Raw genomic sequence first — 22751 nt, forward strand, 5'->3', positions numbered from 1 at the left:
ATCCGGCATCCCCTCACCCCAGCCCTCTCCCCCAGGAGAGGGAGCCGACCGAGTTGTCTTGCGTCATACATCGACCTGAAAGATGAGGTCGATTATGGATTCAGTAAAGCGCTATCAGGTCGGTGTACTTCTGAAGCATCCCCCAATCAGTCCCCTCTCCCTCGGGGAGAGGGTTAGGGTGAGGGGCTGTTGATCTTCAGCGGTGCAAAACGTACTGCCCGATAAACCTCACCGCATCCTCATCACTACCTTGATTGACGATCCGCGTATTCAGCGCCAACCGCGCGCGCCCATAACGCCGATACATCGCCAGAAACTTCTTCCACACCGCGGCATCCGGCGCCGGGCAAAGTGCCGTGGCATCACCGGTAACGGGCAGCGGATAACTGATCTGCCCCTCCTGAATCACGATGTGCCCGTCCTCGATGCCTTCCTCTTTCAAGCGCAAATGCAACCAGCCCCAACCCGCCAGCACCGCGCCGCAATAGAGACTGCCGCCGAACATGGTGCTCTTGTGGTTGACGTTGGCGGCCAGCGGCAAATACAGGCTCAATTGCTGCGCCTGCCAGTCGAGCACCTTGAGGCCCATGTCGCGGGTCAGCGGGATGTCGTGATGCAGCACCGACTCGAGATAGCGGCTGTCGCGGTTCATTCGGCTTCTTCTCCATGGGCGCCGCTGTCGGCGAAGTTGAGTCCGTGTTTGCGCAACTTGTCATGCAGGGTCTTGCGCGGAATGCCCAGCGCTTCGGCCAGGCTGCGTACCGAACTGTGAGCGCGCGCCAGCTCGGCGGCGATCAATGATTTCTCGAAGTTTTCCACCTGCTCGCTGAGACCGCCGCTGACGACCACGGTTGAACCGGCGCCGCCTTCGGCACCGCTGTTATCCAGTGCCAGTTCCAGACCCAGGGCAAAACGCTCGGCGGCGTTCTGCAATTCGCGCACGTTGCCGGGCCAGGTGTGGCGCAGCAGCAGGGCGCGTTGTGCCGGTTGCAGTTCGTGCGGCGGCAGGCCGTGGCGCGCGCTGGCTTCATCGGCGTAATGCTGGAACAACACCAGCACGTCCTCACCGCGTTCGCGCAACGGCGGAATGCGCAGCGGCGCGACGTTGAGGCGGTAATACAAGTCGGCGCGAAAGCGCCCCTGATCGGCAGCCTGGCGCAGGTCTTCCTTGGTCGCGGCGATCACACGGATGTCCAGCGGGATCAGTTGATTGCCCCCAAGCCGTTCGACCACGCGCTCCTGCAACATGCGCAGCAGTTTCACCTGCACGTCCATGCTCATGCTTTCGATTTCATCGAGGAACAGCGTGCCGCCATTGGCGAATTCGAATTTGCCGATGCGGCGTTTTTGCGCGCCGGTGAACGCGCCGGGTTCGTGGCCGAACAGTTCGCTTTCCACCACCGACTCGGCCAGAGCCCCGGCGTTGATCGCGACGAACGGGCCGTTGCGGCGGCTCGACAGATCGTGCAGTGCGCGGGCGACGACTTCTTTACCGGCGCCGGTTTCGCCGAGGATCAGCACGTCAGCCTTGGTCGCGGCCAGCGCACCGATCTGTTCGCGCAGGCGCAGCATCGGCGTCGAATGGCCGACCAGGCGCGTGCTCAGTTCATTGCGATCGCTGAGGGCCAGGCGCAGGCTGCGGTTGTCCAGTACCAGTCGGCGCAGGGCGAGGGCGCGGCGCACGCTGTCGAGCAGCGCATCGCTGGCGAAGGGTTTTTCGAGAAAGTCATAGGCGCCGGCGCGCATGGCCTGTACCGCCAGCGGTACGTCGCCATGGCCGGTGATCAACAGCACGGGCAGTTCCGGGTCCTGTGCGTGCAATTCGCTGAGCAGTTCGAGGCCATCCATACCCGGCATGCGGATGTCACTGACCACCACGCCCGGCCAGTCTCGCTCAAGCTGTGCGGCCAGGCCTTTGGCTTCGGCCAGCGGCAGAATTTTCAGCCCAGCCAGATCCAGGGTCTGGCCGAGGGCCTGACGCAGGTGCGGATCGTCGTCGATCAACACCACCTGAATGCGATTGTCGATGGTCATGCACTTCGATCCTCGGACGGTTGCAGGCTGACCCCGGGCGCACCGGCGCGCAGCCGCAGGGTGATCAAGGCGCCGCCTTGCTTGTGGTTGGCGAATGACAGTTCACCGCCAAAGGCGCGCATCAGGGTTTCACAGATTGCCAGGCCCAACCCCAGACCCTGAGTGCGCGTCTTGGTGGTGTAGAAGGGCTCGCTGGCGCGGCCGAGGGCTTCCATGCAGAACCCCGGGCCGTTGTCGCGAATGTACAGATTGACGCCCTCGGTGGTGGATTCGGCACTCAGCCACAATTTGCGCGGCGGGCCTTTTTCGGTGAGGGCGTCGAGCGCGTTGGCGAGCAGGTTGCCGAGCACCTGGCGCAGGCGGGTTTCCCCGGCCTCGACCCATAGAGTGGCAGCCGGCAGATCGCGGATCAGCTCGACTTCCATGCTCCGCCGCCGCTTGGCCAGCAGGGCCAGGGCATCGTCGAGTGCCGGTTGCAGGGCGACGCTTTCCGGGGCGTGGCGATCGCGGCGGGCAAAGGCGCGCAGGTGGGCGATGATCGAGGCCATGCGCCCGGTCAGTTCGCTGATCAGTTTGAGGTTGCCGCGCGCATCGTCGGTGCGTTGATGATCGAGCAGCACTTCGGCGTTTTCCGCGTAACTGCGGATCGCTGCCAGCGGCTGGTTGAGTTCATGGCTGATGCTCGCCGACATCGTCCCCAGTGCCGACAGTTTGCCGGCCTGAACCAGATCGTCCTGCGCGCGCACCAATTCCTGCTGCGCCTGTTCGCGTTCCAGCACTTCCTGCTTCAATCGGCGGTTGAGGCCTTCGAGATCGCTGGTACGTTCGGCCACTCGACCCTCGAGTTCGCGACGGGCCTTGGCTTCGAAGGCGATGCGTTCCAGATAATGCCGACGACGTTGCATCATCAGGCCGAGCAACAACATCACCACCAACAGCGTGGCGCCACCGATGGCGACCACGGTGCGCACCGGGCGGTCGATCAGCGTGCGTGGCGCGAGAATGCTCACGCTCCAGCCGGTTTCGGCGATGTCGTGGGTCTGGATCAGCCACGCCGTCGGGCTGAGGTTCAGCGGGCGCGGCTCGCGGGTCGGGTAGGGCTGGATGGCGGTGATCGCCGAGCGTTCGCCGTCGCTCAAGTCGCGGGTCGAGCGAAAGCGCCATTCCGGACGCGAGGTGAGGATGACCACGCCGTTGTGGTCGGTCACCAGCAGTTGCTCCGGGGTTTTGCCCCACAGGCTTTCGGTGTGGTCGAGGTCAACCTTGATCACCAGCACGCCGATGATTTTTTCGCCGTTGCGCACCGCGGCGGCGAAGAAATAACCGCGCTTGGCCGACGTCGTGCCGAGGCCGAAAAACCGCCCCAGACGCCCGGCCATGGCTTCGCTGAAATACGGCCGGAAGGAAAAGTTGCGGCCGACGAAACTGTCGTGTTTATCCCAGTTCGACGCTGCCAGTGTCTGGCCGCTGGTGTCCATCAGGTACATGACTTCGGCGCCGGTCTGCGCGGCGATGTTCTTTAACAGACGATTGGCATTGCCTTGGGTGACACCGTCGTCCGGCGCGCCGAGTACCGCGCGCAGCGCCGGCAGGTCGCCGAGGATCTGCGGCAACACTTCGTAGCGGTGCAGGGTGCCCAGCAGGTTGGCGACGTAGAGGTCGAGGGTCTGGCGGTTCTGCCCGGCCAGTTCGCTGCGGTAATAGCGCTCGGCGAGATGTTCCAGCGGCCACAGCAGTGGCGCCAGGCACAGAGCCAAGAGGGCGAGGCTGCGCCAGCGGGGTCTGCGGGGAAGGGATGGTTTCATAAGCCGGATGCGCCTGTAATGACAGACGCATTATGCCTAGGCTCAGGAAAAGACGTCAGCGTCCTTGAAGAACACCGCTGCCTGATCCTTGGCCGACAATTTCGGCGCTTCATCCAGTTGCCAGTCGATGCCCAAGTCAGGATCGTCCCAGCGAATGCTGCGTTCGGCCGCTGGCGTATAGAAATCGGTGGTCTTGTAGAGAAATTCAGCGAACTCGCTCAGCACCACAAAGCCATGAGCAAAGCCTTCGGGCACCCACATTTGACGGTGGTTGTCGGCAGACAGACGAACGGCCACCCACTTGCCGAAGTGTGGCGAACTGCGGCGAATGTCGACGGCCACGTCCAAAACCTCACCGGCCGTCACCCGCACCAGTTTGCCTTGGGTGTGTTGCAGTTGGTAATGCAGGCCGCGCAGCACGCCTTTTTCCGAGCGCGAATGGTTGTCTTGAACGAACTGCGGGGTCAGCCCGGTCAGTTCCTGGAACGCCTTGGCATTGAAACTCTCGTAGAAAAAACCGCGTTCGTCACCGAATACCTTGGGTTCGATGATCAGAACACCGGGCAGTTCGGTGGTGATGACATTCATGTGTTTTTCCATTGAAGGGTGTGAATGGCTGCCATTCTTGCGCAAAGTGTCGGAGGGCGCGAGTGTTCGCACACAAGTACTTGCATCTGGTGATGACCGCAGGTGGGGGTTGCGCAACGTCGGCAGCAATGGCGATATAGGCGCCTAATAAAATTTCAGGGGTCGTTTCATGCCGCTCGCCACGTTGATTCATCGCGCCAGTTTGCCCAGCCCGCAGGTTTCTCCTGAGCAGGCCCGACAATGGCTGGCCGAACATTACGGGCTCAGCGGTACGTTGCAGGCCCTTGGCAGCCAGCAGGATCTCAATTATCGGGTGGACAGCGCACGCGGGCGCTTTGTACTGAAAATCTGCCGTGGCGATTACGCCTTGGTCGAATTGCAGGCCCAGCATGCGGGTCTGAAGTTTCTGGCCGAGCATTCTTCGGTGAAGGTGCCACGGGTGATCGTGGCCAATAATGGCGCCGATCTGCTGTCGCTGCATGTCGGTGGTGAAGCGGTGCATGTGCGCCTGCTCGATTACATAGAGGGCCAGTCGCTGACCCATCTCGATCACTTGGGCCAGGCGGTGGTGGCCGGGTTTGGTCGACTCTGCGGTGAGATGGACCTGGCGCTTGCCGGCTTCGACCATCCGGGCCTTGAGCGCACGTTGCAATGGGATGCGCGCCACGCCAGTGCGCTGATCAGTCATTTGCTGCCAGTGATCAAGGATGAGCGTCAGCGGGCATTGATCGCCGAGGCGGCCGAACAGGCCGAGCGCCGTTTGCAGCCGTTGCTCGACAAGTTGCCAGTGCAGGCGATTCACATGGACATCACCGATGACAATGCCGTCTGGCAGCGTGATGCCCAGCGCCATTGGCAATTGCAGGGTGTCATTGATTTCGGCGATCTGGTGCGTACCTGGCGCATCACCGATCTGTCGGTGACCTGTGCGGCGCTGTTGCATCACGGCACAGGCGATCCGTTTGTGATTCTGCCGGCGGTGCAGGCTTATCACGTGGTCAATCCGCTGCAACCCGAGGAACTGCGAGCACTGTGGCCATTGATCGTTGCGCGGGCGGCAGTGCTGGTGCTCAGTGGCGAACAGCAGGTCAGCATCGACCCCGCCAATACCTATAGCCGCGATAATCTCAGCCATGAATGGGAGATCTTCCACGTCGCCACCTCGGTGCCGCTGGCGCTGATGGAAGCGGCGATTCTCAGCGCGGTGGGCCAGACGTTGCCGATGATCGACAGCGACGGTTTTGCCCCGTTGCTTCCAGGTCTGCTCGGGCGTGAATTTGCCTTGATTGATCTCGGCGTTTTGAGCGCGCATTTCGAGGCGGGCAACTGGGAGCAGGACGGCATCGATCAGCGTCTGCTGACGGAAGCGGCGGTTGCACATGGCCTGGCCGCCAGTCGTTATGGGCAATACCGGTTATCGCGCACTCGCCCCGACAGCGCTGACGAGCCGGATACCTTCGCGCTGCATGTCGAGTTACGTGTGCCGAACGGCAGCACTGTGGAAGCCCCCTTTGCCGGTGTGCTGCACCAGACGGCTGGCGGTGCGCTGCAGCTTGATGGGCCACAACTGAGCGTGCGCCTGTGGGGCGTGACGCCGTCGTTGCACAGTGGCGCGGCATTGGTGAAAGGTCAGGTACTCGGTGCGGTCAGCGGCCCATTGCTGGTGCAGTTATGCCGTGGCGCGCAACTGGCTGCGCCGCTGTTCTGCACGCCGTCGCGGGCGGCGGCGTGGCAGGCGCTGTGTCCATCGCCGGCAGCGTTGCTGGGACTGGCCTGTGATGCCGAGCCGGAGCTGGATGGTAAAACCCTGCTGGAACGCCGTGATGCCAGTTTTGCCCGCACGCAAAAACACTACTATGTCGATCCGCCGCGCATCGAGCGCGGCTGGCGCAATCACCTGATCGACATGCAGGGTCGCTCCTATCTGGACATGCTCAACAACGTCGCGGTGCTCGGCCACGGCCACCCACGCATGGCGGCGGTCGCAGCGCGCCAGTGGTCACTGCTCAACACAAACTCGCGGTTCAACTACGCGGCGGTCGCCGAATTTTCCGAGCGTCTGCTGAAACTGGCGCCGGAGGGCATGGACCGGGTGTTTCTGGTCAATAGCGGCAGCGAAGCCAATGACCTGGCGATTCGTCTGGCGTGGGCCTACAGCGGTGGTCGCGACATGGTCAGCGTGCTTGAGGCCTATCACGGCTGGACGGTCGGTGCCGACGCGGTATCGACGTCGATCGCCGACAATCCGAAAGCCCTGGAAAGCCGCCCGGACTGGGTGCATCCGGTGCCTGCGCCAAATATGTATCGCGGCGAATTCCGTGGCCTCGATTCCGCGCCGGACTACGTGCGCAGCGTTGAGCATCATCTGCAAAAGCTTGCCGAACAGAAGCGCCAACTGGCCGGATTCATCTGCGAGCCGGTGTATGGCAATGCTGGTGGCATCTCGCTGCCGCCGGGTTATCTGAAACAGGTTTACGCCTTGGTTCGTGCGCAGGGCGGGGTGTGCATTGCCGATGAAGTGCAGGTCGGTTACGGGCGCATGGGGCATTTTTTCTGGGGTTTTGAAGATCAAGGCGTCGTGCCGGACATCATCAGCATGGCCAAAGGCATGGGCAACGGCCAGCCACTCGGAGCGGTCATCACCCGTCGCGACATCGCCGAGGCGCTGGAGGCCGAGGGCTACTTCTTCTCATCGGCGGGCGGCAGTCCGGTGAGTTGCCAGATCGGCATGGCGGTGCTCGATGTCATGGCAGAAGAAAAACTCTGGGAGAACGCGCAAGTGGTCGGTGGCCACTTCAAGGCGCGGCTCGAAGCGTTGATCGATAAACATCCGCTGGTGGGCGCGGTGCACGGCTCCGGGTTTTATCTGGGGCTTGAGTTGATCCGCAACCGCGAGACGCTGGAAGCGGCGACCGAAGAGACCGCGTTGCTGTGCGATCGCCTGCGTGAGTTGGGGATCTTCATGCAGCCGACCGGGGATGATCTGAACATTCTCAAGATTAAACCGCCGATGGTGACGTCGCGTCAGAGTGTGGATTTCTTTGTCGATATGCTTGATCGGGTGCTCAACGAAGGCCTGTAAAACGAAGCCAATCCCCTGTGGGAGCGAGCTTGCTCGCGAAAGCGGTGTGTCAGTCACCCTATGCAGTTACTGATACACCGCATTCGCGAGCAAGCTCGCTCCCACATTTTTTCTTGGGTTGTTAATTCGATTTGTATCGGCTTTTATTGAATTTATTTAGACGAAAGGCATTAAGCAAGCTTCTAAAGCCGATATTTATCGGCTATAAAGTCGCCATTGCTCCGGCATGGCGATCTCATGTCCGGTGCGCGCGTTTTTCTTTTCGGTCGAATTGTCGACCGTCAAAGCACCTGCCCGGAGATGATTCATGAGCCGTATCGTTACCGTTGCTGCCACTCAGATGGCCTGTTCCTGGGATCTGCACGCCAACCTCGAAATCGCTGAAAGGCTGGTGCGCGAAGCCGCCGCCAAAGGCGCGCAGATCATCCTGATTCAGGAGCTGTTCGAGGCGCCGTACTTCTGCCAGAAGCCGAATCCGGACTACCTGCAACTGGCGACGACCGTGGAAGAAAACGTCGCCATCAAGCATTTCCAGAAAATCGCCGAAGAGCTGCAAGTGGTGCTGCCAATCAGCTTCTACGAACTGGCCGGTCGTGCGCGTTTCAACAGCATCGCGATCATCGATGCCGACGGCAGCAACCTCGGGATTTATCGTAAAAGCCACATCCCGGACGGCCCGGGGTACCACGAGAAGTATTACTTCAACCCGGGCGACACCGGTTTCAAAGTGTGGAACACCCGCTACGCGAAGATCGGCGTGGGCATCTGCTGGGATCAGTGGTTCCCGGAAGCGGCGCGCAGCATGGCGTTGCAAGGTGCGGAAATCCTCTTCTACCCAACCGCAATCGGCAGCGAACCGCACGACAAAACCATCTCGTCGCGCGATCACTGGCAGCGCGTGCAACAGGGCCATGCCGGTGCCAACCTGATGCCATTGATCGCCAGCAACCGTATCGGCAATGAAGAACAGGACGGCTACGACATCACGTTCTACGGCTCTTCGTTCATCGCCAACCAGTTCGGCGAAAAAGTGCAGGAGCTGAATAAAACCGAAGAAGGTATTCTTGTGCACACTTTCAACCTCGACGAGCTCGAACACATTCGCAGCGCGTGGGGTTCATTCCGTGACCGCCGTCCGAACCTGTACGGCGCGTTGAAAACCCTCGACGGTTCCCTGGAGTCCTGATCCCGATGACCACATTGAAAAGTACCCCGCGCGCCGACGGCTTTCACATGCCGGCCGAGTGGGCGCCGCAAACGCAGACCTGGATGATCTGGCCCGAGCGCCCGGACAACTGGCGTCTGGGCGGCAAACCGGCGCAAGCCGCACACGCAGCGGTGGCCAAGGCCATCGCGCGTTTCGAACCGGTGACCGTGGCCGTGTCCGCCGGCCAATACGAAAACGCCCGCGCGCGCCTCGACGTGCCGAATATCCGTGTGGTCGAGATGTCCAGCGATGACGCCTGGGTACGCGACAGCGGCCCGACCTTCGTCATCAACAACAGCGGCGAAGTGCGCGGTGTGAACTGGGACTTCAACGCCTGGGGCGGCTTCGACGGCGGTCTGTATTCGCCGTGGAATCGTGATTCGCAGGTCGGCGGCAAGATCCTCGAAATCGAGCGCAGCCCGCGCTATCGCACGGAAGGTTTTGTGCTCGAAGGCGGTTCGATTCATGTCGACGGCGAAGGCACGCTGATCACCACCGAAGAATGCCTGCTCAACCGCAATCGCAATCCGCACCTGAGCCGCGAAGAAATCGAAGCGGTGCTGAGCGCCAATCTGGCTGTGGATAAAATCATCTGGCTGCCGGACGGTTTGTTCAACGACGAGACCGACGGTCATGTCGATAACTTCTGCTGCTATGTGCGTCCGGGCGAAGTGCTGCTGGCGTGGACCGATGATCCGCAGGATCCGAACTACCCGCGCTGCCAGGCAGCGATGAAAGTCCTGCAAAGCAGCACTGACGCCAAGGGTCGCCCGTTCACGGTGCACAAAATGCCGATTCCCGGGCCGCTCTACGCGACTGAAGAAGAGTGCGCCGGTGTCGATCCGGTGGACGGCACGCAGGAGCGTAATCCATCCGTGCGCCTGGCCGGTTCCTACGTGAACTTCCTGATCGTCAACGGCGGCATCATTGCGCCGAGCTTCGACGATCCAATGGACGCCCCGGCCAAAGAGATTCTGCAGAAACTGTTCCCGCAGCACGAAGTGGTGCTGGTGCCGGGCCGCGAACTGTTACTGGGTGGCGGCAATATCCACTGCCTTACCCAACAGCAACCCGCGCCGCACAAAGAGTGAGTTGAGTCGTAACAGCTTGAGTTGATTACCAAATCAGCCGGGCAATGATTAGCTCGCTATGCATCAACCGAGGCCCGCAGCCCGAGAGGACGGCGGGCTTCTTTGTATCCGCTTGTCGACAACCGAGAAATATTGGCATAGCTCTTGTATTCACCACCCGTGCACTAGGGAGGGGGGAGAACTTCAACAGTTCTGTCATAAACCTTGGATAACGTAGCCGCTCACGAACGGGGAGAGAGCGCTGAAATGAACGCCGAAGTGAACGTAGTCAGCGAGCGGACGTTGCATCCCATGGCCGTTAACGGCGAATCGCTCCAGATTGTCGCGCACTGGTTGAAGTCCAATGGAACGCGTCAGATCAGGGAACCTGATCCGCGCCGGACGATGATCGAGCGTTACCCCGCTGGCCTGTTCAGCGAGGCCGAACTGGATGCATTGTGGGCTGTAATGGAAGGATAAGAAGAACAACAGGGATTGGTAAAAGCGCTGCCGGGATGGCGGCGCTTTTTTTTGTACGATTATTTTGTACACACCCATTCAATGTGGGAGCGAGCCTGCTCGCGAATGCAGTGGGTCAGTTAACGAAGATGCCGACTGACCCGACGCTTTCGCGAGCAGGCTCGCTCCCACAGGGATTTGTGTGAAGTCAGAAACTGTAGGTGCCGGTCATCACGACGCTACGTGGCGCGCCCGGCTGGATTTGATACTGGCTGGTCGCCGACGCGTAGTACTCACGATCGGTAATGTTGTTCAGCGCCCCACGCAAATCCCAATCCTTGAAGCGGTAACCGACCAGCGCATCCCAGCGGCCATAACCCGGCAACACAGTGGTGTTGGCGTTATCGGCATAACGTTGGCCAACCAGGGTCAGACCGGTTTCACCGTACCAGCCCATCTCCGGTTTCCAGGTCAGGAACAGGCTGCCGTTGTGTTTAGCGACGTTGTTGATGCGTTTACCTTCCAGGCCGTTGTTGTCCTTCTCGATCTTCGCGTCCTGCATACCGACGCCACCGCGCATGTACCAGTTGCCGACAATGTTGCCAGTGGCCGTCAGTTCGATCCCGCGTGAACGCTGCAGGCCTGACATCACGGTCAGGGTCGGGTCGTTTGGATCGGCGGTGCGGCGGTTGTAGAGTTCCAGGTCATAGATCGCCAGCGTGGTGCTGAGGCGATCGTCGAACCAGTCGCTCTTCACGCCGATTTCTTTCTGCTTGGTCAGTTCGGGACTGAGGTCGTTGGTGTTGCCCGCCGCGCCAGGGGTGATGCCGATCAAGCCGCCGCCGACTGGCGAAAACGTTTTCGACCACGAGGCGTAAAACGAATGGTTTTGCAGTGGCGTCCAGACCAGGCCCACGCGAGGGCTGGTGCTGTGACTGTCACGGTCTTCGGAGATGTTGCGCAGCTTGTTGGTCGACTCGATATCGAAAGTGTCATAACGCAGACCGGCGAGCACTTGCCATTGGTCGTTCAGACGCAACTGATCCTGCACGTACACCGCGCGGCTTTCGACTTCGGTGTGGCTGCTGCTGGAAACCTGCATGGCCCCGGTGTGGCGCAGATCGCGATTCGGATTGTATAGGTCGAGAGCTGGCACCGGCTGCGCGCCCGGCGTTCTGCCAGTGGCGGCGTTGTACAGCGTCGGATCGCGGCGCTGGCTGCCGATCTCGATGCCCGTGAGCAGGCGATGCTCAAGGCCGAAGGTATCGAATCCGCCTTCCAGTTCAACGTTGTTGTAGACGTTGCGGGTGGTCAGATCCTGCTGCCAATGCTGGCGCGTGACCTTGTTGGTCGCCGGCGTGTAACCGGTGAGGTAGGTGTTGTCGAAATCGCTGTCGAGCTTGAACACGCCGAGAGTCTGGCGCAGTTGCCAGTTGTCATTGATTTCGTAAGTGAGTTTTGAGCGCAGCGACTGCGACTTGTCATCGATGAAGTCGTGATCGTTACCGTATGTAGTGTCACGACCAACATCCGCCGGGCGCCCGTTGACGCCGGGAATGCCGCGATCCGGGGTGCGGTTGTAACGGCTGTATTCGTACTGCACCAGCCAGTTCAGATCCGGCGTCAGTTGCCAGCTCATCGACGGCGCGAACAGTTGGCGGTTGCCACTGACGCCATCGCGGAAACTGTTTTCATCCATGTTGCCCATGTTCAGGCGCAGGCTGATGTTGTCGCTCGGGTCGGTGCTGAGGTCTGCGTAAAGGCTGCGCAAATCCTCGCTGCCACCCTGCGCTTCGATGGTCGAGCGGCGGCCGAATTCCGGCATCTTGCTCACGCGGTTGACGATCCCGCCCTGACTGCCGCGCCCGTACAGCACGGCGGCCGGGCCTTTGAGCACTTCAACGCGTTCGATGTTGTGCAGGTCGCGCTTGTATTGGCTGTCGTCGCGGATGCCGTCCAGATAGAAATCGTTGCTCGCGTCGAAACCGCGGATGCGCAGGCTGTCGAAGCGAGTGTCGGCGCTGCTGCTGACGTTGGGCATGCCGCTCAAGGCGTCAGCAATATCGTTGGTGCCGTAGTTGGCGACGTTGGCGGTCTTGATCGAATCGATCGCTTGCGGCACATAACGCACCGGCGTTGAGGTGCGGGTCGCGGTGCTGCTGAGCTTCACCCGAGGATCATCGGCTTGCGCTTCGGCGCTGATCGCGGTGGCGGGTAACTCGGTCGCCGAATAGGCAAAACCACTGGACAGGAAGGCAGACAGCCCGAGGGTGACGGGTGTGAGACGGAACGGGGCAGGCATTGAACAGCGCATCCGAAAGGTTGGAGGAATTCGAGCGCGCGAATGGTAATGCTTTGCATTTGCTTCCGTTAATTATTCCTTATAAGTTCCCTTGCTAGATTGTTTCAATTTGTGTCCGTATTGACACAATCTGACCGATCGGACAATTCGACCGATTCTCGAAACAGACTGAAAGCCATTCCGGCGTTTTTCCGCAACAGATCCAGGACTAATCTGCGGCCATCGATTTCCTGACTTTTTGCCGGAGTTTTCCCATGATTCTTCACTACATTTACGACCCGTTGTGCGGCTGGTGTTATGGCGCCAAACCGCTGGTTGAAGCGGCACAGTCTGTGTTGCCGGTGATCACCCATGCCGGGGGCATGATGAGTGGCGCCAATCGCCAACATGTTTCCGCGCAATTGCGCGATTACGTCATACCCCACGACCGACGCATCGCCGAATACACCGACCAGCCTTTTGGCGAAGCGTACTTCGAAGGTTTGCTGCGCGATCACTCGGCGGTGTTCGATTCGACGCCACCGATTGCTGCGGTCATGGCGGCCGAAGCCATCGACGGAGGCGGTTTGCGCATGCTGGGTCGGTTACAAACTGCGCACTATGTGGAAGGGCGACGTATTGCCGACTCAGTCGTGCTGTTGGAATTGGCCATGCAGATGGGCTATGCGCAGGAAGATTTCCACGTCGCGTTTGAGTCCGTTGACAGCGAGGGGCAGATAAAAGCCAGTCGCCAGTTTTTGGCTCAATTGGGCGGCCAGGGTTTTCCAACGATTGCTCTGGAGCAGAACGGGACATTCCAATTGATCGACATCAGTCGCTGGCTGGGCAAGCCGCAGGCATTTGCCGATTGGTTGAAACAGGCCATCGTCCTCGATGTGTCGGGCAAAGCTTCTGCACTTTGTAGTCTTGATGGCTGCGCTTGATACGCACTGGATTCACTGGCTGTTTGCATTTCCCAGCAAGGAGTCAGCGCAAAATTTACGTTTCTTAGACGATTTTTACCTATTTAAAGACGATTCTTGAAATTGACACATAGTTCAGGGCGCGGCTACGATTCGGCCCAACGCCTGTGGCCAACCGCCATGACTCAAAATAAGGAGCAGGCCCGCCATCACGTTATCGTGGGCGGGCCTTTTTGTTTCGGGGTGAATAAAAGAGTGCAAAAGCGCCGTTTCCGCCGTTCGACACAGCGCGTTTCAACCCGTAATAAGGAAAACAAAATGTTGAACAAGCGAATCAGTCTGATCGCATTGGGGATGTTGAGCGCCACTCAGGCCATGGCTAACGACCAGGCCGAGTCCAAGGGTTTTGTTGAAGACAGCAGCCTCAAAGTGCTGCTGCGCAATGCTTACATCAATCGTGATTACAAAGATGGTCGTCCGGACAAAGCCGAGTGGGGCCAAGCGGCCATCGGTACGTTCTCGTCCGGTTTCACCCAAGGCACCGTGGGTGTCGGTGTCGACGCTTTCGGTCTGTACGCACTGCGTCTGGACGGTGGTGAAGGCCGCACCGGCGCGCAAGGTATCGACTTTTTCAAGCAAGCGGATCACGCGCCTGGCGGTAGTGATAAAGCGGCCAACGACCTGTCCAAGGGCGGTGCAGCCGTCAAATTCCGTATTTCCAATACGGTGCTGACCTACGGCGACCAGATGCCGGCCTTGCCGGTACTGAACTACGACAACTCGCGTCTGCTGCCGGAAAGCTACACCGGTACGTTGATCACTTCCAAAGAGATCAAAGGCCTGGAGCTGAACGCCGGTCATTTCACCGCCGAATCGCGCAAGAGCGCTGAAGGCCGTGACAGCGGTGGTCTGAAGTCGATCAACGTATTGGGCGGTAGCTACCAGTTCACCGAGAACTTCAAAGGCGCGTTGTACGCTTCCGACGTCGAAGACGTATTGAAGAAACAATACGTGAATGCCAACTACGTGCTGCCGTTCAACAAGGATCAGTCGCTGACCCTGGACTTCAATGGCTACCGCACCAAGCTGGATAGCTCGTACGTTCGCGAAAACACCGTTCCGGGCGAAAGCATCGTGACCGGTCGCGACAACAAGATCTGGAGCCTGGCTGCAACGTTCGCCACTGGCCCGCACTCGTTCACCGTGGCGCACCAGCGCTCCACTGGCGACAGCAACCTGGGCTACGCCTACGGCGGCTACCAGAAAGAACAGAGTCGTGTCGGCGACGGCGGCAACACGATCTACCTGGCCAACTCCTACTGGTCCGACTTCAACGCTGAAGATGAACGCAGCTGGCAGCTGGGCTACGGCCTCGACTTCGGCGCATTCGGCGTACCGGGCCTGAGCTACAACTTCGCTTACGTGCGTGGCGACAACATCACCACGTCCACCAGCGAAGGCGGCACCGAGCGCGAGATCTTCAACCAGTTCAAATACGTCGTGCAGTCTGGCCCGGCCAAAGATCTCAGCGTGAAACTGCGCAGCTCGATCCTGCGTGTTTCGCAGAAATCCAGCGAGTACAACGTCAGCGGTAACGAACTGCGTGTATTCGTGGACTACCCGATCAACATCTTCTGATGCTCGATCAGGTGTAAGAAACATGAGAAAAACCCCGACTGGTTCGGGGTTTTTTTTCGACGGTTTTTCGACGAAAACCGGAAAAAACCTGTGTTTTTGTCATGAAAAAGTTGCTTTCAGGTGGCTGCAAACTCCGTTTCAAACAGAGCTTTAAATGCCTGAAATTCTTTCTCATGGACGCAAATTCTCCACCTAATAGATTAGGCCGCTCAACGCAGCGGAGAATTTGGTAATGATCGTTTTGAACAGAGAAGTGGGCGAATCGCTACGGCGCGACAAATATGTCAACGTCCAGGGTGGTGACTTCAATCTCTACGGTCATTTTGCCGACTTCGTCAGACTGACCAAAAGTTGGGAAAACATGGAGCCTGACAGCTACTACGGTCAGGCCGAAGCCGGCATGCGTTACCGTCGTTACAGCGACTTTGAGTACAACCCCAAGACTCGCGAGCTGAAGCAACTCGAGCATCGCGCCTATGTGCAATCCAAGGAAAACAACGCCTATGTCGGCGGCCTGGTGCGGCACTTTCAGGACTTCTCCGATGAAGTGATTACTTCGCCGGTGATGCGCAGCCTGATCGACACGGATTTCGAAGTGTACAAAAGCGTGCTCCCGGAAGAGCTGCACGATGAAATCTGGCAGTGCCAGATCCATCAGATCCGTATCGAGATCAAACCCGGCAAACAACTGGAAATCACCCCTGAAGGGATTCACTGCGACGGTTACCCGTTCAGTGGTGTGCACTTCTGGGGCCGCAACAACGTCGAGGGTGCGGAGAGTCGTTTGTACGACATCCACGAGCATCAACTGGCGTCGACTACGTACCAGGAAATTCTCGATACCACCTACTTCCTCGACCGCGACATGCGCCACTACGTGACGCCCGCGCGCAACACGCACACCCATGCTATGGCGTACCGGCAGATTCTGGCGATTTCCTTCTCGCGGCCCGGGACCGCTTTCGACATTGTTCGCTAATCAGATCACCCCAATCGACGGCGTCGAATGCTCGACGCCGGTGGTGCTGCGACGCGCCACGGCCAAGGATGCGCAGCGCATGGAGCGCTTCTTCCGCCAGTTCGACGAAGTGTCCTTCTGCGAATGGCAGGACGCCAAGTGCCTGCGCGGCGTGCTGATCCAAAAAACCACCACGGCCTATCTGGCCTTCGACGTCGCCGGTGAAATCGTCGGCGCGGTGCTGGGCGGCATGCTCGGCAGTCGCGGCACGATCAATCATCTGGCCGTAAGCCCGCGCTATCGCAGCCAAGGGGTCGGTCAACGTCTGGTTGAAGCGGCGTCATCCGACATGAAGCGCGTCGGTGTGTTGCGGATGTTTCTGTTCGTCGACGATGCTAACCTCGCCGGCAAGCGTTTTTGGGCTGCCCAGGGTTTTTGCGAACCTCATGGCGAACGGACATTTGAGAGGGATCTATGAATGAAACGTCCGGCAGTGCGCCGTTGATGGTCAACCATCAGCCGTCGCGCACGTTTGCCGAAGCCAGCCCGGTGGTCGCCGGGTACTTCACGGTGTCATTCGTGTTCGGACTGATGGCCGTCAACGCGGGCCTGCCGATGTGGCTGCCGGTAGCAATGTGTTTGTTCGTCTATGCCGGCGCTTCGCAATTCGCCGCGCTGGCGCTGATCTCCAGCGGTGCCTCGCTGACTACCATTGTGCTGACTACGTTTCTGATCAACGCGCGACACATGTTGATGTCGGTTTATATGGCCAAGGCCCTGCGTGCGTTGGGGCTCAGCCGCATGGAGCGCTGGTGCTATGCCGGCGGCCTGACGGATGAATCCTTCGCCTTCCACAGCGTCAAGCTCGGCACCGGCGCGCCGGTCAACGTGCGTTACCTGATTGGCTTCAACCTGTTCTGCCACACTTCCTGGGTGCTCGGTGGTTTGCTCGGCGCGGTCTGCGCGCAATATGCCGCGCACCTGATCAAATATCAGCTCGACTATGCCCTGACGGCGATGATGCTCTACGTGCTGGTGTCGCTGTGCAACACCCGCAACAAGCTCATCGCCGCAGCCGCCGCTGTGGTGTGCATGGGCGCATTGAGCCTGGTTGGCAGTTCGCCGTTCAACGTATTCATCGCCACGTTTGTGGGCTGCGGAGTGGGTGTATGCCTGACCAAACGTTCCTGATTCTGGTAGTCGCGCTGATGATGGCGGTGACCTTTCTGCCGCGCGCCCTGCCGCTGCAAGTGAATACCGAGCACTGGCCGCCGTTTATCGCGCGGGCGCTGGAATACCTGCCGGTGGCGATCGTCGCTGCGATCAGCCTGACTCCCTTGTTGATCAAGGATCAGCACATACAGCTCGATCGCCCGGAATTCTATGCCGCGATTCCGACGTTGTTATGTGCGTATTTCAGCAAAAACCTCTTTCTCAGTGTGGCGGTTGGGACGGCTGCGTACATTGCGCTCGGCTCGTTCATGTAGCGGCAGGTCGACGACATCGTTCAACGCCTGGTTCGACAACTCCGGATTGTTCACCGCCAGACGCACTTCAAGGAAATCCTCGAAACCGGGGAAAATCGTCAGGCCGTTCTTTTGCGCGGCCTCGCGAGAGACCATGCCGACCGCGTCCATCTGCGTGATCAGCGACAGCGTCAGGGTTTCGCTGCACGAATAGACCATGCGCTGACCGTTCTCGTGATTGCCCAGCCCGGCGTCGAGAAAACGCAAGAAGCTGTGGGAATACGGACAATCTTCCGCAGGACGCACCTGAAACTTGTTGCCCAGCAACGTCAGCGGATCGTTCTCCTGCCCGCAATGCGCACCGACGACTTGTACCTGTACATCCGGCAAGACAATGCTTGGCAACCCCGGCCGTTGCGGACCGATCAGCACCGCCAGGTCGAAGTCTTCATTCTTCAGCTTGCTGAGGTTTTCCATCGACTCGGCGTAGCTGAATTCCATTTGGTAATCGGGAAACACCTCGATCAGGCGCCCGATCATTCGCCGGTTGAAATCAGTTGCCAAGGTGTTGTTCAACGCAACCTTCAACGTCCGTTGCCCCGGCACTTTCAGCGCCTCGACCTTCTCTTCCATCTGTCGCGTGGCAATCAGCACTTTGTCCATATAAGGCGTGAGCTCGGTGCCTTGCGGCGTCAGCGTCAGGCCTTTGTTGGAACGTCGAAACAAGCGGAAACCGAACTGCTCTTCGACCTTGTTCAACTGCGCGGCCAACGCCTGCACAGTCAGGCACGAATGCTCGGCTGCGGCCGACAAGGAGCCGGTCTGCACGATGCGCATGAGGTTGCGTAAGGTTCTGCTATCCATGGGTAATGCCCTCTGAAGTGGGCTGGGTATTGTTGTTTACGAGACTGCCGGTTCGGCGCCATATGCTGGCTATATTCCTGTACCTGAGCATAGTTGTCGCGGGTTTAGTAGCGAATTGATGTCCCTGCCGATGGCTGGAGGCTGACACAGGATCGGGGTTTTTGGTGACGTGGGGGTGATTGGGGTCAAAAAACCTTCACCTGAAATCAGAGAACGGCAAGGTTTTTCTGACTCGTTTTGAAGAACGACTAAATTCACTCGCGAATTAAATACATAAAAGTATCCATATATGTACTAGGCTGATGAGCATGTCATCAGTAATGAAGGCGGTCTCATGCCTACCTCATCCCCAGCCCTGCCCCCACGCGCACAACTTGATGCCCCCGAAGCCGGGCGCGTTGCCCTGAAGTTTTTCTTCAACCTTATGGAACGTTGGGGCTGCAACGCCGAGCAGCAACGCACATTGCTCGGTGGTGTCGGCAATACGACGTTCTACAAGTACAAACACTTGCCGCCGAACGTGCGTCTGCCCCACGACACCCTTGAGCGCATTTCCTATCTGATGGGCATTCACAAGGCGTTGAGCATCATCTTCAGCAACAGCCGCGAGCGCGCTTATACGTGGGTCAGCAGCCCGAACACGGCCGCACCGTTCAATGGCCAGACCGCGCTGGATTACATGCTCGCCGGACGCGTGGTGGACATCGCCGATGTGCGCCGTTACCTCGATGGCGTGCGCGGTTGAAGGTGCCAGCGCTGGCCGATGCGCAATGGTCGCGGGCGTATCGGATCGTCAACAGTAGCTTCCCGCCGATTACGCTGTTCGAAGATGTACTCGATCCAGAAGATCTGGAAATCGCCTACGCCCTTGAAGCGCTGACCAATGATCGCTTGATCGAACAGGCCGGTGTCCTCGCCCGAGTCCGACCCGAAGATCGACTCTCCGGCCCCGGTTCAACGCCGGTGATGGCCGCGTTCACCCACATCGGCAAACGCAGCCGCTTCTGCGACGGCAGCTTCGGCGTCTATTACGCTGCCAGCAGCCAGGCCGCCGCCATTGCCGAAACCTGTTATCACCAGGAGCGGTTTCTCGCCGCGACCCACGAAGCGGATCTTGAGTTGACCCTGCGTACCTACGTCAGCAAAGTGGTCAAGCCGTTGCACGACATCCGCAGCGATTACCCGCAATTGCACAACCCCGATCCCGACGCGTACGGACCTTCCCAGAGCTTCGCTCGGCAACTGCGCGAAACGCTGTCGTGGGGCTTGCTCTACAACAGCGTGCGTCTGCCCGGTCACGAATGCGTCGCCGCTTTTCGCCCGCCAGCGCTGTCGATTCCGAAACAGGGCAAGCATCTGCGTTATGTGTGGAGTGCGCTGGCGCGAAGGATCACAGTGGTCTTCGAAATCAGCCAGATTTAAGCGCGAAAGCCCCGATTGATTCGGGGCTTTTTCATTCCCGGCACACGGCTGAGGCAGCGCCGCATTCATTACACCGCATCACAAATGAAGTACCCCATGGCTACTTTTTCCCTTCTCGGCGCACGCCTACATTGAGCTCCAACACCTGACCACATCCCGCGGCAGGTCACTGGAGCATTCGTCATGCCATTTGTCAGCGTACGCATCACCCGTGATGGGGTGACCACCGAGCAAAAAGCGCAGGTGATCGCCGAAATCACCGAAACCCTACAACGCGTCCTCAACAAACGCCCGGACCTGACCCACATCGTGATCGAGGAAGTCGACACCGATAACTGGGGTTACGCCGGCATTTCCACCACCCAATACCGCCGGCAACTCGCGGAACGGGGTGAGTCATGACCCCGACCGTCACCATCGATTTCGTCTCCGATGTGGTCTGCCCGTGGTGCGCGCTCGGGGCGACGGCGCTGGAGCAGGCGATCGGCAATCTGGCCGGTGAGGTTTCGGTAACGCTGACCTACAAGCCCTTCGAACTCAACCCGGACATGCCGGCCGAAGGCGAACCGGCGGTGCAGCACCTGATGCGCAAATACGGCCGCACAGCCGAAGACGTCGCCGCCGGCAAAAAGATGCAAATCGAACGCGGCAATGCAATCGGTTTCGAGTTCGACCTGGACAAGCGCACGCACTTCTACAACACCTTCGACGCCCACCGCCTGTTGTTGTGGGCAGCGCAGGAAGGACGCCAGGTGGCGCTGAAAAAGATCTTGCTGCGTGCCTACTTCCAGGACGGCGAGAACCCCAGCGACCGCCAGACCCTCGTGCGTCTGGCGAGCGAAGCGGGACTCGATACAGCGCAGGCCCGCAAGTTACTGGCCAACGATGAATTCGCCAGCGAGGTGCGCCAGTTGCAAGCGATCTATCGCCAGCAGGGGATCAACTCAGTGCCGACGATGATTCTGAACGGCACGCACCTGGTGTCCGGTTCGCAATCGGTCGAGTACTACGAACAGATGCTCAAACAGCTGGCCGCGGCCTGATCGATCACTGCTTTAAAACACTATTTATCTATCGAGGATTTCATCATGAGCAATTTCAAAAAAACCGTTGTTATCACCGGTGCATCCCAAGGCTTGGGCGAAGGCATGCTTAAAGCGTTTCGCGAACTGGGCTACAACATTGTCGCCACCTCGCGTTCGATCAAACCATCGAATGACCCGCAGATCCTGACCATCGCTGGCGACATCGGCGACCCGGCCACCGCGCAACGGGTGATCAGCGAAGGCTTGGCACGTTTCGGCCGCATCGACACCCTGATCAACAACGCCGGCATCTTTGTTGCCAAACCCTTCACCGCTTACACAGCCGAAGACTACGCGGCCGTACTGTCGGTCAACCTCAACGGCTTCTTTTACATCACCCAACTGGCCATCGCCGAAATGGAAAAACAGGGCAAGGGCCACGTGGTCAACATCACCACCAGCCTCGTCGACCACGCTGTCGACGGCGTGCCTTCGGTGCTCGCTTCACTGACCAAGGGCGGCCTCAACGCCGCGACCAAATCCCTGGCGATCGAATACGCCAAACGGGGGATTCGGGTCAACGCGGTATCACCGGGCATCATCAAGACACCAATGCATGGCGAAGAAACGCACGCAGCGTTGGGCGCTTTGCACCCGGTCGGGCGTATGGGCGAAGTCGAAGACATCGCGCAGGCGGTGGTGTACCTGGACAACGCGGCATTTGTAACCGGTGAGATCCTGCATGTGGACGGTGGGCAGAGCGCTGGGCACTGAGGATTGCAGGTGTGCAAAGCCCTCGCAGAAATGCGGGGGCTTTTTTGTGGGTGACGGTTTATGGCTGGGGCGTGGGGGCATCCAGCACTTTCACCACGTCATCGATCAGCGCCTTGCTCAACTCCTGCAGATATTGCGAAGCGCAACTGTGAAGCTCGGGATCGTGTGCGGCGCAGTTTTCAGCGGTCAGAAGTCTGGAGATATGGAGCAGGTGGGACGCGTGGGAGAGAGCAGTGATTACCGGAACACCGCGATTGGTGCGAAACAATGCGTGGTTCGACTGGAAAGCGAAGTGGGTGAGGCCGAGGGTTTTGAGGTTCTGAATATCAGTCATTGGGTTTTACCTGCCGTGGCTGGGCGGTGGATGACTGGAGCAGCAAAGACGCGGATTGCGGATGGAACAATGGCATTCATTCGTAAAACTCCCTGTATCAAATGAGCGCTGCTTCTTTCGTTCTCAGGCGAAAAGGTGGCAGCCGTGCGCAGGCTGAGAAACCGGAGATACAGGAACCCGGCAGACCCGAAGGTCTCCCACGCACAGCCGCCATGACACGGAAATGCTGGCACAAAAAACGCCGGCAAACGTGGGTTGGGGCGCTGGTGCGCCTGCATCTTACGCGGGTTCTCAGGCCCGGTCGCCGAATTGGCAGCGACGAACTGGACGGTAGCTGGGGCGAGAGCGGATGCGCAATCGTGGCGAGTAGTGGCTTTGCCTGGCTTTTCGTTACGGCAAATTTCCCAAGAATTCGCATGATGCGGTTCTTCGAACTTCTTCATAAGCGTTTATGGTTTGTGTATACGGCATAGCCGTATATTCCTGCGTTAAGCAATTGAAGGAGGAAATCAGCGATGGTCAATGAACTGGAGCAGTTCCAGGAGGACTTGCTGGACTCTGTCCGTCAGATGAAGGCAGGAAAGGTCTCGCGCGTAACGCAGGTGCCGCTCTCTGCGGCAGCAGAAGCACGTGCGAAGGTGGGCGTTTCGCAGAGCGCTTTTGCCAAGCTGATCGGTGTAAGTCTGCGGACATTGCAGGATTGGGAGCAAGGTCCAGGCAACCGACTGGTGCTGCGCAAACTCTCTTGAGGGTTGCCAGTCAGCATCCAGAGGCGTTGCGTGATTTGCATCCTTCCTGATTCCGCTTACAGCCGCAGATAT

Annotated in this window: 22 protein-coding genes and 1 pseudogene; 16 read left to right on the plus strand and 7 right to left on the minus strand. The window is 59.2% G+C overall.

The window, feature by feature from the left end:
* Window positions 1-196 precede the first annotated feature (196 nt).
* Genes A8O26_RS04755 through rfbC form a run of 4 tightly spaced genes read right to left on the minus strand, consistent with a single transcriptional unit; the run spans window position 197 to window position 4427 of the window.
* Window positions 197-652, minus strand: coding sequence for a YiiD C-terminal domain-containing protein (locus A8O26_RS04755; protein WP_064116999.1), 456 nt, complete (start codon window positions 650-652; stop codon window positions 197-199).
* The gene (locus A8O26_RS04760; RefSeq protein ID WP_064117000.1) at window positions 649-2034 is read right to left on the minus strand and encodes a sigma-54-dependent transcriptional regulator; all 1386 of its coding nucleotides are present in this window, start codon (window positions 2032-2034) and stop codon (window positions 649-651) included. The genes A8O26_RS04755 and A8O26_RS04760 overlap by 4 nt, the downstream gene beginning before the upstream one ends.
* Window positions 2031-3839 carry a sensor histidine kinase gene (locus tag A8O26_RS04765; RefSeq protein WP_064117001.1) on the minus strand — a complete coding sequence of 603 codons (1809 nt, stop codon included), beginning with the start codon at window positions 3837-3839 and terminating at the stop codon, window positions 2031-2033. Before A8O26_RS04765 ends, A8O26_RS04760 begins: the two co-directional genes overlap by 4 nt.
* A 42-nt stretch (window positions 3840-3881) precedes the next feature.
* Complete coding sequence (rfbC, locus tag A8O26_RS04770) at window positions 3882-4427, minus strand: dTDP-4-dehydrorhamnose 3,5-epimerase (protein ID WP_064117002.1); 546 nt, start codon at window positions 4425-4427, stop codon at window positions 3882-3884.
* Between the two features lie 169 nt (window positions 4428-4596).
* On the opposite strand from rfbC, the gene A8O26_RS04775 reads away from it, so the two are divergent.
* From A8O26_RS04775 to A8O26_RS04790, 4 genes are all read left to right on the plus strand, one after another.
* A complete protein-coding gene (locus tag A8O26_RS04775) occupies window positions 4597-7509 on the plus strand; it encodes an aminotransferase (protein WP_064117003.1) in 2913 nt (970 codons plus the stop codon).
* Window positions 7510-7816: 307 nt separating this feature from the next.
* On the plus strand, window positions 7817-8695 hold the full coding sequence (gene aguB, locus A8O26_RS04780) for an N-carbamoylputrescine amidase (protein WP_064117004.1): 879 nt from the start codon (window positions 7817-7819) through the stop codon (window positions 8693-8695).
* 5 nt (window positions 8696-8700) lie between these two features.
* Window positions 8701-9807 (plus strand): agmatine deiminase, encoded by a 1107-nt coding sequence (gene aguA, locus A8O26_RS04785; RefSeq protein WP_064117005.1) that lies wholly within the window; start codon window positions 8701-8703, stop codon window positions 9805-9807.
* A 246-nt stretch (window positions 9808-10053) separates the two neighbouring features.
* Window positions 10054-10266 carry a hypothetical protein gene (locus A8O26_RS04790; RefSeq protein ID WP_007909115.1) on the plus strand — a complete coding sequence of 71 codons (213 nt, stop codon included), beginning with the start codon at window positions 10054-10056 and terminating at the stop codon, window positions 10264-10266.
* Between the two features lie 187 nt (window positions 10267-10453).
* On the opposite strand, the gene A8O26_RS04795 is transcribed toward A8O26_RS04790, so the two are convergent.
* Window positions 10454-12547: a TonB-dependent receptor gene (locus A8O26_RS04795; RefSeq protein WP_064117006.1), complete on the minus strand. Its 2094-nt coding sequence runs from the start codon at window positions 12545-12547 to the stop codon at window positions 10454-10456.
* A 254-nt stretch (window positions 12548-12801) separates the two neighbouring features.
* On the opposite strand from A8O26_RS04795, the gene A8O26_RS04800 reads away from it, so the two are divergent.
* The 6 genes from A8O26_RS04800 to A8O26_RS04825 all read left to right on the plus strand — a co-directional run bounded on the left by A8O26_RS04800 (window position 12802) and on the right by A8O26_RS04825 (window position 17532).
* Window positions 12802-13470, plus strand: coding sequence for a DsbA family protein (locus A8O26_RS04800; protein ID WP_064117007.1), 669 nt, complete (start codon window positions 12802-12804; stop codon window positions 13468-13470).
* Window positions 13471-13767: 297 nt separating this feature from the next.
* On the plus strand, window positions 13768-15087 hold the full coding sequence (locus A8O26_RS04805; protein ID WP_064117008.1) for an OprD family porin: 1320 nt from the start codon (window positions 13768-13770) through the stop codon (window positions 15085-15087).
* Between the two features lie 232 nt (window positions 15088-15319).
* Window positions 15320-16066, plus strand: a complete 747-nt coding sequence (locus A8O26_RS04810; RefSeq protein ID WP_034151909.1) for a 2OG-Fe dioxygenase family protein — start codon at window positions 15320-15322, stop codon at window positions 16064-16066.
* Window positions 16067-16145: 79 nt separating this feature from the next.
* The gene (locus tag A8O26_RS04815) at window positions 16146-16523 is read left to right on the plus strand and encodes a GNAT family N-acetyltransferase (RefSeq protein WP_016986309.1); all 378 of its coding nucleotides are present in this window, start codon (window positions 16146-16148) and stop codon (window positions 16521-16523) included.
* Entirely contained in the window at window positions 16520-17236 is a 717-nt protein-coding gene (locus A8O26_RS04820; protein WP_064117009.1) for an AzlC family ABC transporter permease, read from the plus strand. Before A8O26_RS04815 ends, A8O26_RS04820 begins: the two co-directional genes overlap by 4 nt.
* The gene (locus tag A8O26_RS04825) at window positions 17215-17532 is read left to right on the plus strand and encodes an AzlD domain-containing protein (protein WP_007909127.1); all 318 of its coding nucleotides are present in this window, start codon (window positions 17215-17217) and stop codon (window positions 17530-17532) included. Before A8O26_RS04820 ends, A8O26_RS04825 begins: the two co-directional genes overlap by 22 nt.
* On the opposite strand, the gene A8O26_RS04830 is transcribed toward A8O26_RS04825, so the two are convergent.
* Window positions 17449-18375, minus strand: a complete 927-nt coding sequence (locus A8O26_RS04830; RefSeq protein ID WP_064117010.1) for a LysR family transcriptional regulator — start codon at window positions 18373-18375, stop codon at window positions 17449-17451. The two genes, A8O26_RS04825 and A8O26_RS04830, sit on opposite strands and share 84 nt — an antisense overlap.
* Window positions 18376-18709: 334 nt before the next feature.
* On the opposite strand from A8O26_RS04830, the gene A8O26_RS04835 reads away from it, so the two are divergent.
* The 5 genes from A8O26_RS04835 (at window position 18710) to A8O26_RS04855 (ending at window position 21596) form a co-directional block, all read left to right on the plus strand.
* Window positions 18710-19120, plus strand: coding sequence for an MbcA/ParS/Xre antitoxin family protein (locus A8O26_RS04835; protein ID WP_064117011.1), 411 nt, complete (start codon window positions 18710-18712; stop codon window positions 19118-19120).
* Window positions 19117-19797: an RES family NAD+ phosphorylase gene (locus A8O26_RS04840; protein ID WP_064117012.1), complete on the plus strand. Its 681-nt coding sequence runs from the start codon at window positions 19117-19119 to the stop codon at window positions 19795-19797. Before A8O26_RS04835 ends, A8O26_RS04840 begins: the two co-directional genes overlap by 4 nt.
* 183 nt (window positions 19798-19980) lie before the next feature.
* Window positions 19981-20199, plus strand: a complete 219-nt coding sequence (locus A8O26_RS04845) for a tautomerase family protein (protein WP_064117013.1) — start codon at window positions 19981-19983, stop codon at window positions 20197-20199.
* A complete protein-coding gene (locus A8O26_RS04850; RefSeq protein ID WP_064117014.1) occupies window positions 20196-20840 on the plus strand; it encodes a DsbA family oxidoreductase in 645 nt (214 codons plus the stop codon). Before A8O26_RS04845 ends, A8O26_RS04850 begins: the two co-directional genes overlap by 4 nt.
* A gap of 45 nt (window positions 20841-20885) precedes the next feature.
* Window positions 20886-21596, plus strand: a complete 711-nt coding sequence (locus A8O26_RS04855; protein ID WP_064117015.1) for an SDR family NAD(P)-dependent oxidoreductase — start codon at window positions 20886-20888, stop codon at window positions 21594-21596.
* Between the two features lie 58 nt (window positions 21597-21654).
* Here A8O26_RS04855 and A8O26_RS29310 read toward each other — a convergent pair whose 3' ends face one another.
* Window positions 21655-21930, minus strand: coding sequence for a DUF3077 domain-containing protein (locus A8O26_RS29310; protein WP_081265158.1), 276 nt, complete (start codon window positions 21928-21930; stop codon window positions 21655-21657).
* Window positions 21931-22445: 515 nt separating this feature from the next.
* Between A8O26_RS29310 and A8O26_RS04870 the strand changes: the two are divergent.
* Window positions 22446-22729, plus strand: a pseudogene (locus A8O26_RS04870) (helix-turn-helix domain-containing protein).
* The last annotated feature ends 22 nt before the right edge of the window (window positions 22730-22751 follow it).

This window comes from Pseudomonas fluorescens, from assembly GCF_001648775.1.
Taxonomy (GTDB): Bacteria; Pseudomonadota; Gammaproteobacteria; order Pseudomonadales; family Pseudomonadaceae; genus Aquipseudomonas; species Aquipseudomonas fluorescens_M.